The following is a 15,286-nucleotide window of genomic DNA, read 5'->3' as shown; positions in this document are numbered from 1 at the left end:
CAGAATCGTTCCGAATTGGCAATTAGGACCACTTTGCTCGCAATTCAATCACAATCGCCCGCACTGGCGCCCGCACCGGCGCCCGCATCGGCGCCCGCAGGCGTGCGGGTCAGCCCGCGTCGGGGCGCATCCGCTCGGCCGCTTCGCCGTGGCCGCTGGGATCGAGCAGCCCGCTGGACAGCGAGCGCGCCCGCAGCTGCGTCGGCGTGCGGCCGGTGTAGCGTCGGATATCGTGGATCAGGTGCGCCTGATCGAAGAAGCTCGCCATCATCTCGTCGCGGAAGGCATCGGGCAGGGCCGGATTGGCCAGCACCATCGCGGCGCGGATTGCCCGGAAGCGCTTGAGCAGCTGCGCGGGCGGCACCCCGAAATAGCGGCGCGACAGCCGCTGCAACTGGCGCGGCGAGATGTCGACCATCTCATGCAGGGCCTCGAGTGGCGGATCGAAGGCACTGCCGAGCCAGCGCATCATCGCCTCGATGACTGCGACATGATCGGCGCGCGGGCTGTGCGGTGCGGCGGCAACCACCCCCGCCATCGCGGCGCTGAGATCGGCCATGCTCTTGCGGCCCTCGGCACATTCGGCAGCGGCGCGCTGGAGCGTGGCGATCTGCACCTCGGAGAAAATTGCCTGCGCCGGCAACACGGTGTCATGCACCTTGTCGGCCGGACGATTGGCCAGCGCCTGCCAGCCGATCTGGGTGAGCGAAGCGCCGAGCAGCAGCGCCGGGCCTTCGAGCAGGCAGGGCGAGGAGCGCATCTGCGGCGCGTTCACCACCACCGATCCGGAGGGCTGCGGCGCATCGGGCGAATGATCCAGCGACAGCCGCCCGCGCACCATCACCACCAGCTGCGCCGAATAGGCCGGAACGATTTCCTCGATCCGGTCCTCTTCGGTCTCGATCACGTAAAACGTGTTGATCCGGCTAGCCAGCTCCGGCGGCGGAGCAATGATTTCAAACCTGAACTGCACTTCGGTTATGTCCGCTTGCGCGGTCCCCCTGCACTTGGGCGCGACCCCTTATTGCTGGCGGCGGGCAGCGATCCACTGCCCGACATTCTCCTCCAAAATCGACAACGGCACAGGGCCGGACGTCAGGATCGTGTCATGAAATGCGCGGATGTCAAACCCGGTTCCCAGCTCTGCCTTGGCCTTTTCGCGCAGCTCCATGATCTTGAGCTTACCGATCATGTAGGCAGTCGCCTGGCCCGGATAGACGACATAGCGTTCGATCGCCTTTTCGATGTCGCCCGGCGGGTTGGGGGTGTTTTCGGTGAGCCAGGCGATCGCCTGCTCGCGGCTCCAGCGCTTGTGGTGGATGCCGGTGTCGACCACCAGCCGCCCGGCGCGCCACAGCTCCATGCCGAGCCGCCCGAAATCGGAGTAGGGATCGGTGTAGAAGCCCATATCCTTGCCCAGTTCCTCGGTATAGAGGCCCCAGCCCTCGGTGTAGGCGGTGACCCCGCCGAACCGGCGGAAGGGCGGCAGATCGCCAAGCTGGGTCTGGATCGATCGTTGCAGGTGATGCCCGGGCAGGCCTTCGTGATAGGCCAGCGCCTCGAGCTCGTTCTTGCTCATGTCGCGCAGATTGTAGAGGTTGACGTAATAGGTGCCCGGGCGCGAGCCATCGGGAGCAGGGCTCTGGTAGAAGGCCTTGCCTGCGCTCTTTTCGCGGAAAGCTTCGACCGGCTTGATCACCAGCGGATCGGGCGGCAGCGTGGCGAAGAATTCGGGCAGCTTGGCGGTCATGCGCGCGAGATGGCCCTCGGCCTCGGCCAGATAGGCCTCGCGGCTGGTGTGGAAGAAGCGCGGATCATCGCGGGTGTAGGCGAAGAATTCCTGCAAGGTGCCGCCAAAGCCGACCTTGGCCATGATCGCGCGCATCTCGCCGTGGATGCGGGCGGTTTCCTTGAGGCCGAGCGCGTGGATTTCATCCGCCGTCAGATCGGTGGTGGTGTAGTTCTTGAGCAGCGCGGCGTAGTACTTGTCGCCATCGGCAAAGCGCCAGATGCCGTCCTCGGTGGGGGCAATCGCCTGCTGGCGCTGCATTTCGGCAAGCAGGCGCTGATAGGCGGGCCGCGCCGACATGATCCATGCACCGATCCCGTCGGCCAGGAGGAAGAGCTGGTCGGCCGTTTCGATCCCGGCCTTGGGGTCTTCGAGCTTCTTGCCGAGATCCTCGTTGATCGGGTTCTTGCCGGGCGCGCCGAGCAGGTTCTCGATGTCCGAGATGACATAGGGATAGACCCATTTGGGCGGCATCACGCCCTTGTCCGCCCGTTCGCGCGATTGCGCGGTGAGCGCGTCGATCAGCCGGCCCATCCCGGCGATCCGCGCGACATAGGCCTCGGCCTCGGACTTGCTGGCGATGCGGTGGGTGTTGATCAGGAAAGCCGGCAATTCGCTCTGCGCGCCGTTCATCTGGTCGAAGACATAGCCATAGTCGCGATAGGGCCGCAGGGACACACGGCGTTCGGCAAGCTGTTCGAACAGGCGGTAGGACAGCGCCTGCTGCGGCGGCAGGCTGGCCGAGGCAAAGCGCGCGCGCATCGCCGCGAGTGTTTCGTCGAGCAGCGCGTCCTCGGCCGCCTCGGCAGCGTCGGAAGGATCGTTCCACTTGCCGTAATCGGCATCGCGCACGCCGCGATAGGTCTTGCCCTGCGGCGACATGGCAAGCCCGGCGGCATCATAGGCGGCGAACAGATCGTCGATCGAAGCCTCTGCCGGAAGCGCGGCGGGTGCAGTGACCGGAGCCACAGCAGCAGGCGCGGTCTCCTGCGCAGCCAGCGGCGTGGCAAGCGCGGCGGCCAGCGCCAGTGCGGAAACCGGAGCGGCGAGCAGGCGGATGAATGTCATGCGGGTCCCTTTATCTGTCGCGCGAGCTTAGCCACGGCGCGGCGCGTGCTGCAAGCGCACGACAGACAAAAAAAGGGGCGGCACTCCCGCAGGGAGCACCGCCCATCTGAGTTGAGGAACTCTAAGCATTGCTGCTCCGAGCCCTTCGGGTTGCAAACCGGCGTATAAAGAGCGAATCGCTGGATTGATTGTATGCAAGCGACAAGCAGTATCCCTTAGTGCATCTGGATAGCAAATATCTGATATTCATGCTGAATTACTTGAACGCAAAGGTTTGCATAACCTGCGCGCTCGACAGCGGAGCCTGGCTGCCATAGGCGCACAGACCATGATCTTCCGCCTGCTCAAGCCCGCCCTGTTCGCACTCGATTCGGAGACCGGACACCGTCTCGCCATCAATGGGCTGAAGGCGCTGCCCCTGCGCGGGCCCATGCCGCAACCGGGCAGGCTGGCGACGCAAGTGGCAGGCCTTGCTTTCCCCAATCCCGTCGGCGTCGCGGCCGGTTTCGACAAGGATGCCGAGGTGCCCGACGCACTGCTGGGCCTTGGTTTCGGCTTTACCGAGGTCGGCTCGATCACGCCGCTCCCGCAGGCAGGCAACCCCAAACCGCGCCTGTTCCGGCTGGTCGAGGATGAGGCTGTCATCAACCGCATGGGGTTCAACAATGGCGGGGCCGAGGTCGCGCTGGCCCGCCTCAAGGCGCGCGTGGGCCGCCCGGGGATTGTCGGGGTGAATATCGGCGCGAACAAGGATTCGGCCGATCGCATCGCCGATTACGCGGTGATGGCGAAGATCATGGCCCCCGTTGCCAGCTACCTGTGCGTCAATGTCTCCAGCCCCAACACCCCGGGCCTGCGGGCATTGCAGGACGAAGGCGCACTGACCGCCCTGATCGACGCGGTGATTGCCGCGCGCGATGAAGCGGGCAGCGTCGCGCCGATCTTTCTCAAGGTCGCCCCCGATCTAGAACCCGCCGATATTGACGCGATCGCCCGGATTGCGCTGGACAAGCAGCTGGGCGCGCTAGTCGTCTCCAACACCACCATCAGCCGCCCGGCGCTGCGCTCGCATCACGCGGGCGAGACCGGCGGGCTGTCGGGCGCGCCCTTGCGGCAGCTTGCCACCCAGCGCCTGCGCGATTTCCGCAAGGCGACCGGCGGCGCGGTGCCGCTGGTGGGCGTCGGCGGGATCGCCAGCGCCGAACACGCGTGGGAGCGCATCCGCGCGGGCGCTTCGCTGGTCCAGCTCTACTCCGCGATGGTCTATGATGGCCCGGGCCTCGGCGCGAAGATCGTGCGCGGGCTCGATGCGCTGATGCAGCGCGACGGGTTCGCCAGCATTGCCGAAGCGGTGGGAAGCGAATAGCACCCCACACATGCGCTTCTCTCTTGCCCTGATCGCCCCGTTGACGCTCGCCCTTGGGGCCTGCGCCGACAATCCCGCCCCCAAGCTTGCCGCACCCGTCACCGCAGGCGCGGTGAGCAGCGCCGATCCGCGCGCCACCGCGGCGGGCGAGGCGATCCTCGCGCAGGGCGGATCGGCCACCGATGCCGCGATTGCCGTGATGCTGGCGCTGACCGTGGTCGAACCGCAGAGCTCCGGCATCGGCGGGGGTGGATTTCTGGTGCGGGCCGACGGCAAGAGCGGCGCGCTGACCACCATCGACGGCCGCGAAACCGCGCCCGCCGCCGCCACGCCGACGCGCTTTCTCGATGCGCAGGGCAAGTTGCTGGGCCGCGATGCCCGCGTGTTCTCGGGCCTCAGCGTCGGAGTGCCGGGCAATGTCGCGCTGGCGGCCAAGGCCCATGCGAAGGACGGCAAGCTGCCTTGGGCGGCGCTGTTCCAGCCGGCGATTGCGCTCGCGCGCGACGGCTTTGTGATGAACCGGCGGCTCTACGAATCGCTCGCCGGCAACAAGGGCCGCGCCGACAAGTCCGCAGGCGCGCGCGGCGTGTTCTTCGGTCCTGATGGCGAGCCCCTGCCGGTTGGCGCGACAGTGAAGGTTCCCGCCCTCGCCGCTACGTTCGAAGCGCTGGCCAAGGATGGGCCGGGAGCGATCTACGGCACCGATCCCGCCGCAGCGCTCGCCACCTATGTCGCCGCCGAAACCCCGCAGGACGGGCGCATGACCGCGGGCGATGTAACGACCTATGTCGCCAAGGACCGCGCCGCTGTCTGCGCGCCCTACCGCGCCTACCGCATCTGCGGGATGGGTCCGCCGTCATCGGGCGGGATCGCGGTGGCACAGATGCTCGGCCAGCTTGAACGATTCGATCTCGCCGCGCTCGGGCCGAACAGCCCGACCTTCTGGCACCTCTTCGTCGAGAGCCAGCGCCTCGCCTATGCCGACCGCGAGCTCTATTCGGGCGATGCCGATTTCGTCAGCGTTCCGGTCAAGGGGATGGTAGACAAGGCCTACCTTTCGAGCCGCTCCGCGCTGATTTCCGCCGAGACAACCATCGCCAAACCCGAAGCAGGCGTGCCCCCCGGCGCGCCGCTCGCGCGCGGCGACGGGCCGGAGGAGCCGGAGAACGGCACCACCCATTTCTCCGTGGTGGACGCATCGGGCAATGCCGTCAGCTACACCTCGACCATCGAGGGCGCTTTCGGATCGGGGCTGCACTGGGGCGGATTCTATCTCAACAACGAGCTGACCGATTTCACTCTCACCCCGGAAGCTGACGGCAAACCGGTCGCCAACCGCGTCGAAGGCGGCAAGCGTCCGCGTTCTTCGATGGCACCGACCATCGTCTTTGATGGACAAGGAAAGGTGGTGCTGGTGATCGGCGCGGCGGGCGGCCCGACCATTCCGGTCACTGTTGCTCGCGCGATCATCGGCGTGCTCGATTTCGGAATGGGCGCGCAGGACGCGCTCGCCATGCCCTTCGCCATGGCTTTCGGCGACAGCCTGCTGATCGAAGACGGCAGCGCGCTGGTGGGGATGAAGGGCGCTCTGGAAGCGCTCGGCCACAAGAGCATCCGCACAGGCCCCGCACCGATCAAGGCCAATGCCCTCGGCCGGCGCGCGGACGGGACATGGGAAGTGGCGACCGAGCCGCGCCTCGTCAGCGTCGTCACGCCCTGAGCGGCAAGCGGGGAACGCGTGCTCCCCGCTTGCCGCTACGGCCCGGAGCCTTTAATCAGGATCGCACACGCGGGTCGCACCTGAACCCGCGAAGGATAAGCTCGAAGGGATCAGGAGCCTTTGCCAGTGCATTCCCCCACTTTGCCCCCCCAAGAAACGAAATGGGCTGCCCGCGTGACCATCAATCCCGCGGATGATCCGCTTCTGCAGGACATCGACGGCGCGCAGAACCTCGTCGAACTGTTCCTGAAGCGCGCCGACGAAAAGGGCGACGCGCCCTTCCTTGGCCACAAGACCGGCGGGCAATGGGTGACGCAGTCCTGGCGTTCGGCCGCCGAGCATGTGTGCCTGCTGGCCGAAAGCCTGCGCCGCATGGGTCTGGAAGATGGCGACCGGGTCGCGCTGGTTGCGGAAAACCGCCCGGAATGGTGCATCGCGGACCTCGCCATCATGGCTGCGGGCTGCATCACCGTGCCGACCTACACCACCAACACCCGCCGCGATCACGCGCATATCCTCGACAATTCGGGCGCGCGTGCGGTGATCGTCTCAACCGAGAAGCTGCTGGCGCCGGTGGTCGGTGCGATCGGGCAGACCGGGATGGTCGAGCATGTCATCGGGATCGACGACTTGAAGCGCCAGCAATCGGGCAGCTTCGAATATCACGATTGGAGCGCGCTGGTGACCGGCGATGCCGCAGCGGCGCGGGCGGCGGTGAATGACCGGATTTCGCGGATCGAACGCTCCGAAACCGCCTGCCTCATCTACACCAGCGGCACCGGCGGCGCCCCGCGCGGGGTGATGCAGCACCACGGCGCGATCTTGTGCAATGTCGCGGGCGCAGCCGAAGTGCTGATCGAGGATTTCGGCATCGCCGACGAACGCTTCCTCTCGTTCCTGCCGCTCTCCCACGCCTATGAACACTCGGGGGGGCAATATCTGCCGATCGGCGTGGGCGCGGAGATCTTCTATTCCGAAGGCCTCGAAAAGCTCGCCTCGAACATCGAGGAAACCCGCCCGACCATCATGGTCGTGGTGCCGCGCCTGTTCGAAGTGCTGCGCACCCGCATCATGAAGCAGATCGAAAAGCAGGGCAAAGTCGCTAACTTCATGATGGACGCGGCGCTGCGCATTTCCGAGCACAGCAAGGAGGGCAAGACCCGCCTGCGCGACAAGCCGCTCGATTTCCTCGTCGAGAAGACCCTTCGTCCGAAGATCCGCGCCAAGTTCGGCGGGCGGATCAAGGCGATGGTCTCGGGCGGCGCGCCGCTCAATCCGGAAGTCGGCAATTTCTTCGACGCGATGGGCCTCACCATGCTGCAAGGCTATGGCCAGACCGAAGCCGGCCCGGTGATCAGCTGCAACCGCCCCAAGGTCGGGCTCAAGATGGACACGGTCGGCCCGGCGCTGCGCGGGGTCGAAGTGAAAATCGCCGAGGATGGCGAGATCCTGGTGCGCGGCGAGCTGGTGATGCACGGCTACTGGCGCAACGACGCCGAAACCGCGCGCACGCTGAAAGACGGCTGGCTGCACACGGGCGACATCGGGCACCTGGATAGCAAGGGCCGGATCGTCATCACCGATCGCAAGAAGGACATGATCGTCAACGACAAGGGCGACAATATCGCGCCCCAGAAGGTTGAAGGCATGCTCACGCTCCAGCCCGAAATCGCGCAGGCGATGGTGAGCGGGGACAAGCGGCCTTACGTGGTCGGCCTGATCGTGCCCGACGCCGAATGGGCGCTGGAATGGGCGCGCGCGAACGGCGAGAAGTTCGACCTCGCGGCGCTCCAGCAGCTGCCCGCCTTCAAGAACGCGGTGCGCGCGGCGGTCGACCGGACCAACACCGATCTCTCGGTGATCGAAAAGGTCCGCCAGTTCGCCTTCGCGGACGAGGCCTTCACCATCGAGAACGAGGAAATGACGCCCTCGATGAAGATCCGCCGCCACAAGATCCGCGAGCGGTATCAGGAGCGGATCGACGGGCTGTATCGGGGCTAGGGCGCAACCGCCCTACCTCGCCCTTACGTCACCCCGGACTTGCCTGCCCCGGCGCAGGCCGGGGATCCGGGGTCGGGCTTCTTCAGCTCCGCCATCGCCACGCTATCCAGCAGAAGATTTCGGATCTGATCTGAGATCGAGCGACCATCATTGCTTGCGACCCGCAGCAGCTCGCGACATTCGGCTTCGGTCCAGAGCTTGTCGGGCGTGACGTCGTAACGATCCAACGGCAGATGGCGCGTGAGGATGAAGCGGTTGCCCGCACTGTCGCGCACAACCATGATCGAGGCATGAGCAAGCAAATGGCGGAGCGGGCGGAGTGAACGCCAGCGCTCGATCCGCTTGAGCAACGTCTGACAGCGCTTGTTGCTGTTGCGCTCCAACCGGTGACACAGATTTTGCAGATTGGAGAGCGGGCCTTTTTCGACCGGCAGCTCCAACGCGAGGCACAGTTGCCCGATAGCACGCTCGGCCGTGGCGAAATTGGCAAGCACGCGGCCAAGCCAGTCGAACGGCTCGATCGGCATAGGCTCCGCCACGGCGGCTGTTACGGTAAGCTGTTCGGTCACAAGTCCCTTATTAGAGACAAAGCTTTAAGCCTTCGTCACTGCCTCACGCCGCCTCGAAATCATCGACATATTCGGGGTAGAACGCCGGCTCGCGTTCCGACCAGCCGGGCGCGGTGGCGGCGGCTTCGCTCAAGGATTGCAGCAGGGTCTTGCGGCGCTCCGGGCGGATCGCGGGGAGGGCGCTGGCGGCACAGAATGCGGCCGGAAGATAGGGCCGCACCGCCGCACCCAGCAGGCGTTCATAGAGGAAGCGGAAGGCCGAGAAGCTCGCGATCCGCTCCTGCTCAAGGTCGAACACGGCGAGGCGCACCAGCTTGCCGAGGAAGCGCTCGATCTCGTTGGGGTTGCCTTCTTCGGGGATCAACGCGCGCAGGGCCTTCAGGTCCTGATAGGCGACATACTGGCGGCGGATCGCGGTGTTTTCGCCCTCGCTGCGGCCCCAGCGCCGGAAGGCGTCGGTGCGGGCGAGGCCGATATCGAGGCTGCGCTTGATGTAGCGCTGCTCAGCAGCGGCGAACCCGGCAAATTCCCGCATCTCGGCAATCGGCATCATCATGGCGCTCGTCTCCTTCAGACAGGGAGAACGTCGCAGCACATGGTTAATTTAGGGTTATGTGGTTTTAACCCTAGATCAGTCCGGCGAGCGGGCTGCTCGGATCGGCATACATCCGGCGCGCCATACGTCCGGCAAGATAAGCCTCGCGCCCGGCTTCTACCGCCAGCTTCATCGCGCGGGCCATGCGGATCGGGTCTTTCGCTTCGGCAATCGCGGTGTTCATCAAGATGCCGTCGCAGCCCAGCTCCATGCCGACCGCCGCATCCGACGCCGTGCCGACGCCCGCATCGACCAGCACCGGCACCTTCGCGCCTTCGACGATCAGACGGATGGTCACGCGGTTCTGGATACCGAGCCCCGAGCCGATCGGCGCGCCCAGCGGCATGATCGCCACCGCGCCCGCATCCTCCAGCTGCTTGGCCGCGATCGGATCATCGGCGCAATAGACCATCGGGAGAAAGCCTTCCTTGGCCAGCACCTCGGTCGCCTTCAACGTCTCGCGCATGTCGGGATAGAGCGTGCGCGCCTCGCCCAGCACTTCGAGCTTCACGAGGTCCCAGCCCCCCGCCTCACGCGCCAGCCGCAGCGTGCGCACAGCCTCGTCTCCGGTGAAGCACCCGGCGGTGTTGGGGAGGTAGGTGATTTTCTTGGGGTCGATGTAATCGGTCAGCATCGGCGCCTTGGGGTCGCTGACATTCACCCGCCGCACCGCCACGGTGACGATCTCCGCCCCGCTCGCGGCAACGGCAGCCGCATTCTGCTCGAAGCTCTTGTACTTGCCGGTGCCCACGATCAGCCGCGAGGTGAAGGTGCGGCCCGCGACGGTCCAGGTGTCAGGCGTATGATCGCCCCCGCCTACGAAGTGCACGATCTCCAGCGTGTCGCCGTCGGCCAGCGGAGCCTCGGTGAGGGTCGAGCGGGGCACGATTTCGCCATTGCGCTCGACCGCGACCTTTTCGGGCACGAGGTCAAGCTCGCGCACCAGATCAGCAATCGTGGTGGCTTCACTGCGATGGGGGGCGCCGTTCAGGGTGATCATCTTGGTCATGGCGCGAGACATAGGCGCTCGCCCACAAGGTGCAACAGCGAGATTGAGAGGAGGGCGCTCAGCGCGCCGCGCGCAGATTGAGGAAATGCGCGAGCGAGACGATCGTGACGCCCAGCAAGGTCAGCAGGAATTCGTTCGCCCCGTGCGGCACCAGCAGCGCCCAGCCCATGAAGCCGAGCCCGGTGCTGGCAATCGCGAAGGGCAGGATGCGGCGATGGCGCAGCATGCCCCAGCCGATGGCGACCGCTGCCACCACCAGCGCGAGGAAAAGGCCGATGCGGTGGATGTTTTCCTGCAAGAGGAAATGCCCGCCCAGGCCCAGCGCCGAAACCAGCACCAGCGTTGCCAGGCAATGCACCGCGCACAGTCCGGCCAGTCCGATCCCCACGTGATCGAGACGGCGGCGCAGCGAAGGCCGACTCGTGGGCGGAAGGGCGTTTTGCGGCATGACGTTCCGGCACATATGTAATGTTGTTACATTCTTCAAGCGATGATGCATCCGATTGCGATGGGTCGCGCGGCACCGGCGTCTTGCGGTCCGGCTTGCATGGGTCGCACGGCCGATTGCGGCAAACGGGCTTGCGCATCGCGCGTGTCGGCGACATGGAAAGCCCCGTCATGGCCACGTCCGCCTCCGTTTCGCGCCTGTTCGAAGTTGCCCCGCGCGGCACATCGCGTCCGCTGGCGATTGCCCGCTGGCTCGAGATCGTTGCGCTTATGGTGATCGGCATCGTCGTGGTCGGCGGGATCACCCGGCTGACCGAGAGCGGGCTGTCGATCACCGAGTGGAACGTCGTCTCGGGCATCCTGCCGCCGCTCACCGAAGCCGCATGGCAGGCCGAATTCGCCAAGTATCAGGCGACCCCCGAATACCGGCTCGAAGCCGCGCTGTCGGGCATGACGCTGGCGGATTTCAAGTTCATCTTCTTCTGGGAATGGGTCCACCGGCTGATCGCGCGGGTGATCGGCATGGTCTATGCTCTGCCGCTGGCGTGGTTCTGGCTGCGCGGGGCGATCCCGCAGGGCTTCAAGCCGCGCCTCCTCGGCCTGCTGGCGCTGGGCGGCTTGCAGGGCCTGTTCGGGTGGTTGATGGTGCAGTCGGGCCTGACCGGCGACATGACCGATGTGAGCCACTTCCGCCTCTCGCTCCACCTGCTCACCGCGCTGACGCTGTTGGCGGGGCTGGTGTGGACCGCGCGCGACATGCGGATGCTGGTGAAGGAGCCGGAGAGCCGTGCCGCCCCGCTCACCGCAGGCGCGGCGATGGTGGCGGGCGTGCTGTTCGTCCAGCTGCTGCTGGGGGCCTGGGTCGCGGGTCTCAATGCCGGGCACGCCGCCTATGACTGGCCGCTGATGAACGGGCGTTTCTTCCCCGAAGCCGACTGGTCGAAGGGGGTGCTGTGGGCGCTCACCCATGATCCCTTCCTGCTGCAATTCATGCACCGCTGGTGGGCGTGGGTGGCTGTGGCCGCGCTGGTGTGGCTTGCGCGCCGCATCCGCAAATCCGATCGTTTCGCCTCGCTCGCGGTCCACACCGCCTTCGGCACCATGGTGCTGCTCGGCATTGCCACAGTGATGAGCGAGGTTTCCCTGTGGATTGCCGCCGCGCACCAGCTGGTCGGCGCACTGACAGTCGCCGCCACCGCCCGCGCGATGCACAGCGACGGACTGGCGCGGCGGAGCGCGAAGGCGGCGTAATGGCTGAGGCTGAGGCGGAAAGCGCGGCGCTCATCTGGTGCCCCTTCCCCGATCGTGACACGGCCCGCAGCGTTATCACGGCGCTGCTCGACGCAAGGCTGGTCGCCTGCGCCAATATCATCGGCGAAGTCGAATCCCATTTCCTGTGGCAAGGGGCGCAAGACCGGGCAACGGAAACCGGCGTGCTGTTCAAGACCACCGCCGCACGGCTCGATGCGGCGGTCGCCCATTTGGGCAAGCTGCACCCATATGATACACCCGCGATTGTCGGATGGGCCGCGGATGCCGCCCTTCCGGAGACAATCGCATGGCTGGCGTCGGTGACCCAGCCGGTCAGGTGAGGCGCACATTGCGCTTCGACGGGGGAAGGGATCAGATGTTCGGGACGACCCGCAGGAGGCTGTTGGCCGGACTGGTCGCCGCAGGGGGTGCAGGGCTTTTCGCTCCGCCGCTGCGGGCCATGTTGGCGGCAGGCGGTCTGGTACTGCCCGAGGGCCCGATGCGGCTCGGGCGGGAGCTGGTGCGCGGGCTTGGCGGCGATGCGGCGATCACCGTGCGGCGCGGGTGGGAGATCGGCTTTGCCCGGCAGGCCCGCGGCATCGTGATCGCCGGCCGGCAGACCAGCGTGGAGGTCGAAGCCCCGCCCAGCCTCGCCGAACTGGCGCGGATCGAGGAACAGCGCTCGACCGACGCGATGTTCCCGATCATGTTGTCGGAAGAAGGGCTGGTGCTGGCCAGCGGCACCGCGCCCACAGCTCCGGCCGACATGGCCGCCGCGCTGCGCGCCGCCGAGGCGATGATCGCGTCCCGTCCTCAAAGTGCAGCCGCGCGGGACAACATGCGTCGCTATCTCGCCGAGATCCACCGCGCCGGATCAGGCCAGTTCGATGCCCTACCCGCCGACCTGTTCTTCCCCAGCGGCACGCCGCAACGCCAGGTCGAGACTGTGAACCTGCCCGAGGGCCTCACCGGGACCTTCGAGCTTTCGTGGGAAACCCGCGCCGCACCCGGCACCGGCTGGCTGGTCGAGGCGCGGCGCGCGATCGTCACCCGCATTGCAGAGCTCGAACGGCGCTCGGTCGAGGTCTGGACGCTGGGGCCGGTCTGAAGCCGCAAATGGCATAGGGTATTATTTTACCCTATCGCGAAACCGCGCTTTTGCTTGACTTTCACGCCCCCGAACGACATTTGCGCCGCCACTTGCCCGTCCGGTCGGCTGATCGGAGGGTGATTCTTCCGGGCCCCGCCCGGACAGCCCGCTAAAACCTAAGGACACCACAGCCATGAAGGCTCTCAGCAAGCAGACCCGGTCGATCAAGCCGGCCGAGGTCGAAAAGAACTGGCACATCATCGATGCCGATGGGCTGGTCGTCGGCCGTCTCGCCGCGATCGTCGCCAACATCCTGCGCGGCAAGCACAAGCCGAGCTTCACCCCGCACGTAGATTGCGGCGATCACGTCGTCATCATCAACGTCGAGAAGGTGAAGTTCACCGGCAACAAGATGGGCGACAAGGTCTATTACAAGCACACCGGCCACCCCGGCGGCATCAAGGAAACCACCCCGGCCAAGGTGCTCGGCGGCCGCTTCCCCGAGCGCGTGCTTGAAAAGGCCGTGGAACGCATGATTCCGCGCGGCCCGCTCGGCCGTCAGCAGATGAAGGCGCTGCACCTCTACACCGGCACCGAACACCCGCATGACGGCCAGAAGCCGCAGGTGCTCGACGTTGCTTCCATGAACCGCAAGAACAAGGTCACCGCATAATGACCGATGAGACCACCACCGTGTCCGATCTCGCCGATCTGAAGGACATCGCCGGCAACGCCCCGCAGGGTGATGCTGCCGAAATCGCCCGCGTCTCGGCGCCGCTGCGTCAGCAGGAGCTCGACAAGCAGGGCCGCGCCTATGCCACCGGTCGCCGCAAGGATGCGGTTGCCCGCGTGTGGGTCAAGCCCGGCACAGGCAAGATCACGATCAACGGCCGCGATCAGGAAGTGTACTTCGCACGTCCGACCCTGCGTCTCGTGATCAACCAGCCCTTCGGCATCACCGATCGCACTGGCCAGTATGACGTGATCGCCACCGTTCGCGGCGGCGGCCTGTCGGGTCAGGCCGGCGCGGTGAAGCACGGCGTTGCCCAGGCCCTGTCGAAGTACGAGCCCGAGTTGCGCGGCGTCGTCAAGGCAGCCGGCTTCCTCACCCGCGACAGCCGCGTGGTCGAGCGCAAGAAGTACGGCAAGGCCAAGGCCCGCCGCAGCTTCCAGTTCTCGAAGCGCTAATCGCGCTTCTGGGGGCAGTTCTCGAAGCGCCAAGCTCCAAGAATTTTCCTCCTGGAAACATCAAGGGCGGCCCCGCAAGGGTGCCGCCCTTTTTGTTTTGCGACGCGAATGCTTTCAGCGCTGAAGCAGCATCAGCGCCCATGACAGGCCGGTGCCCGACAGGAATACCGGCCAGGACCAGTAAACCTGCGCCTCCGCCAGCGAGACCAGCTCGATCGCCAGCGGCCCTGCACTGGTGCCCTGCGACCCGATCACCAGACCGATGGTGGCCGAAAGAATCGCGCCCAGTATGGATGCCTTCAACAATTCCATCCTCGTTCCTCCGGACCAAGTAGAGTGACGAAAAGGGGGCAGAACCGGCCAGCCGGTCTGCGGTCCAAGTTTCACCAATAAAGTCTTAACGCGCCTGCTAGGGAAAAGGTTAAGGCAGCGGGGCCTCAGGTTACCGCCGCCGCGCCTGCGGTGCGCAGTTCGGTGGCAATCACCCCGCCCCGCTCGACAGTGATCACGCGCCACGAAGGCGGCGCCCCGTGCCGCAGCCGGGTCGAGAGCGTGCCTGCGCCGATCATCCGCGCAGAGTGGCCGCCGCGGCTGCGCACCTCGTCGAACGGCACATGGACATGGCCCGACATGATTGCGTGCGCCCCCGCCTCGGCCAGCGCGGCAAAGGCAGCATCGCCGCCGATGGTGGGATTGGGCCCGGTGTCGTCCTTTCCGAGCACCGGGTGATGCGCGGTGACGATGATCGTGCGCGGATCGCCGTCCAGTGCGGCCAGCTGTGCCAGCGTCGCCGCCAGCGCGGGCGGCCTGATCACCCCGTCCGACCACGGAAAGCGGGTCTGCGCGCTCACGGTCGTCAGCAGCGGCACCAGCACCACATCCTCCGACACGAACCCGCCCGGCACTGTCTGCCGCAACCGGTTGTAGCGGCGGAAGGGATCGGTGAAGCGCTCCCACGGGTTGTAATAGGGCATGTCGTGATTGCCCGGCTCGAGCACCACCGGCACGCCGAGCGCGGCAAACCATTCCGCCGCCGCCGCATATTCGGAATGCTTGGCGCGCTGGGTGAGATCGCCGGTACAGACCACCGCATCGGGCCGCTCCTCGGCCACGGCACGCGCTACTTCGGCCAGTGCGGCGCGGTTCTCTACCCCGAAATGCACGTCGCTGATGTGGAACAGGCGGGTGGTCAT

The 15,286-nt window shown here is 66.2% G+C and carries 16 protein-coding genes; 8 read left to right on the top strand and 8 right to left on the bottom strand.

Annotated features, from left to right (window positions below; genetic code table 11):
- Positions 1–109 precede the first annotated feature (109 nt).
- Both RSE14_RS10130 and RSE14_RS10125 read right to left on the bottom strand, forming a co-directional pair.
- Positions 110–973, bottom strand: coding sequence for a helix-turn-helix domain-containing protein (locus RSE14_RS10130; protein WP_324073322.1), 864 nt, complete (start codon positions 971–973; stop codon positions 110–112).
- A gap of 48 nt (positions 974–1,021) precedes the next feature.
- Positions 1,022–2,857 carry a DUF885 domain-containing protein gene (locus tag RSE14_RS10125; RefSeq protein ID WP_324073321.1) on the bottom strand — a complete coding sequence of 612 codons (1,836 nt, stop codon included), beginning with the start codon at positions 2,855–2,857 and terminating at the stop codon, positions 1,022–1,024.
- 328 nt (positions 2,858–3,185) lie between these two features.
- Between RSE14_RS10125 and RSE14_RS10120 the strand changes: the two genes are divergently transcribed.
- From RSE14_RS10120 to RSE14_RS10110, 3 genes are all read left to right on the top strand, one after another.
- A complete protein-coding gene (locus RSE14_RS10120) occupies positions 3,186–4,223 on the top strand; it encodes a quinone-dependent dihydroorotate dehydrogenase (RefSeq protein WP_324073320.1) in 1,038 nt (345 codons plus the stop codon).
- Between the two features lie 10 nt (positions 4,224–4,233).
- On the top strand, positions 4,234–5,943 hold the full coding sequence (ggt, locus tag RSE14_RS10115; RefSeq protein ID WP_324073318.1) for a gamma-glutamyltransferase: 1,710 nt from the start codon (positions 4,234–4,236) through the stop codon (positions 5,941–5,943).
- A 174-nt stretch (positions 5,944–6,117) separates the two neighbouring features.
- Positions 6,118–7,944 (top strand): AMP-dependent synthetase/ligase, encoded by a 1,827-nt coding sequence (locus RSE14_RS10110; protein WP_324073316.1) that lies wholly within the window; start codon positions 6,118–6,120, stop codon positions 7,942–7,944.
- 23 nt (positions 7,945–7,967) lie between these two features.
- On the opposite strand, the gene RSE14_RS10105 is transcribed toward RSE14_RS10110, so the two are convergent.
- The 4 genes from RSE14_RS10105 to RSE14_RS10090 all read right to left on the bottom strand — a co-directional run bounded on the left by RSE14_RS10105 (position 7,968) and on the right by RSE14_RS10090 (position 10,565).
- Positions 7,968–8,513, bottom strand: coding sequence for a hypothetical protein (locus RSE14_RS10105; RefSeq protein ID WP_324073315.1), 546 nt, complete (start codon positions 8,511–8,513; stop codon positions 7,968–7,970).
- 43 nt (positions 8,514–8,556) lie between these two features.
- A complete protein-coding gene (locus RSE14_RS10100; RefSeq protein ID WP_324073313.1) occupies positions 8,557–9,069 on the bottom strand; it encodes a hypothetical protein in 513 nt (170 codons plus the stop codon).
- Positions 9,070–9,139: 70 nt separating this feature from the next.
- Positions 9,140–10,117 carry a sulfur carrier protein ThiS gene (gene thiS / locus RSE14_RS10095; RefSeq protein ID WP_324073311.1) on the bottom strand — a complete coding sequence of 326 codons (978 nt, stop codon included), beginning with the start codon at positions 10,115–10,117 and terminating at the stop codon, positions 9,140–9,142.
- 58 nt (positions 10,118–10,175) lie between these two features.
- Complete coding sequence (locus tag RSE14_RS10090) at positions 10,176–10,565, bottom strand: MerC domain-containing protein (protein WP_324073309.1); 390 nt, start codon at positions 10,563–10,565, stop codon at positions 10,176–10,178.
- A gap of 170 nt (positions 10,566–10,735) precedes the next feature.
- Between RSE14_RS10090 and RSE14_RS10085 the strand changes: the two genes are divergently transcribed.
- The 5 genes from RSE14_RS10085 (at position 10,736) to rpsI (ending at position 14,093) form a co-directional block, all read left to right on the top strand.
- Positions 10,736–11,815 (top strand): COX15/CtaA family protein, encoded by a 1,080-nt coding sequence (locus RSE14_RS10085; protein ID WP_324073307.1) that lies wholly within the window; start codon positions 10,736–10,738, stop codon positions 11,813–11,815.
- Positions 11,815–12,156, top strand: coding sequence for a divalent-cation tolerance protein CutA (gene cutA / locus RSE14_RS10080; protein WP_324073305.1), 342 nt, complete (start codon positions 11,815–11,817; stop codon positions 12,154–12,156). Before RSE14_RS10085 ends, cutA begins: the two co-directional genes overlap by 1 nt.
- 35 nt (positions 12,157–12,191) lie before the next feature.
- Complete coding sequence (locus tag RSE14_RS10075; RefSeq protein WP_324073303.1) at positions 12,192–12,923, top strand: hypothetical protein; 732 nt, start codon at positions 12,192–12,194, stop codon at positions 12,921–12,923.
- 175 nt (positions 12,924–13,098) lie between these two features.
- Positions 13,099–13,578, top strand: a complete 480-nt coding sequence (gene rplM, locus RSE14_RS10070) for a 50S ribosomal protein L13 (RefSeq protein WP_324073302.1) — start codon at positions 13,099–13,101, stop codon at positions 13,576–13,578.
- A complete protein-coding gene (gene rpsI, locus RSE14_RS10065) occupies positions 13,578–14,093 on the top strand; it encodes a 30S ribosomal protein S9 (RefSeq protein ID WP_324073299.1) in 516 nt (171 codons plus the stop codon). The genes rplM and rpsI overlap by 1 nt, the downstream gene beginning before the upstream one ends.
- Before the next feature lie 114 nt (positions 14,094–14,207).
- Here the strand turns inward: rpsI and RSE14_RS10060 are convergent, their stop codons facing one another.
- Entirely contained in the window at positions 14,208–14,405 is a 198-nt protein-coding gene (locus tag RSE14_RS10060) for a hypothetical protein (RefSeq protein WP_324073298.1), read from the bottom strand.
- 125 nt (positions 14,406–14,530) lie between these two features.
- The gene (locus RSE14_RS10055) at positions 14,531–15,286 is read right to left on the bottom strand and encodes a metallophosphoesterase family protein (RefSeq protein WP_324073296.1); all 756 of its coding nucleotides are present in this window, start codon (positions 15,284–15,286) and stop codon (positions 14,531–14,533) included.

Origin of the sequence: Erythrobacter sp. (assembly GCF_035194505.1) — a bacterium.
Taxonomy (GTDB): domain Bacteria; phylum Pseudomonadota; class Alphaproteobacteria; order Sphingomonadales; family Sphingomonadaceae; genus Erythrobacter.
This window is presented reverse-complemented; position numbering and strand designations above follow the sequence as displayed.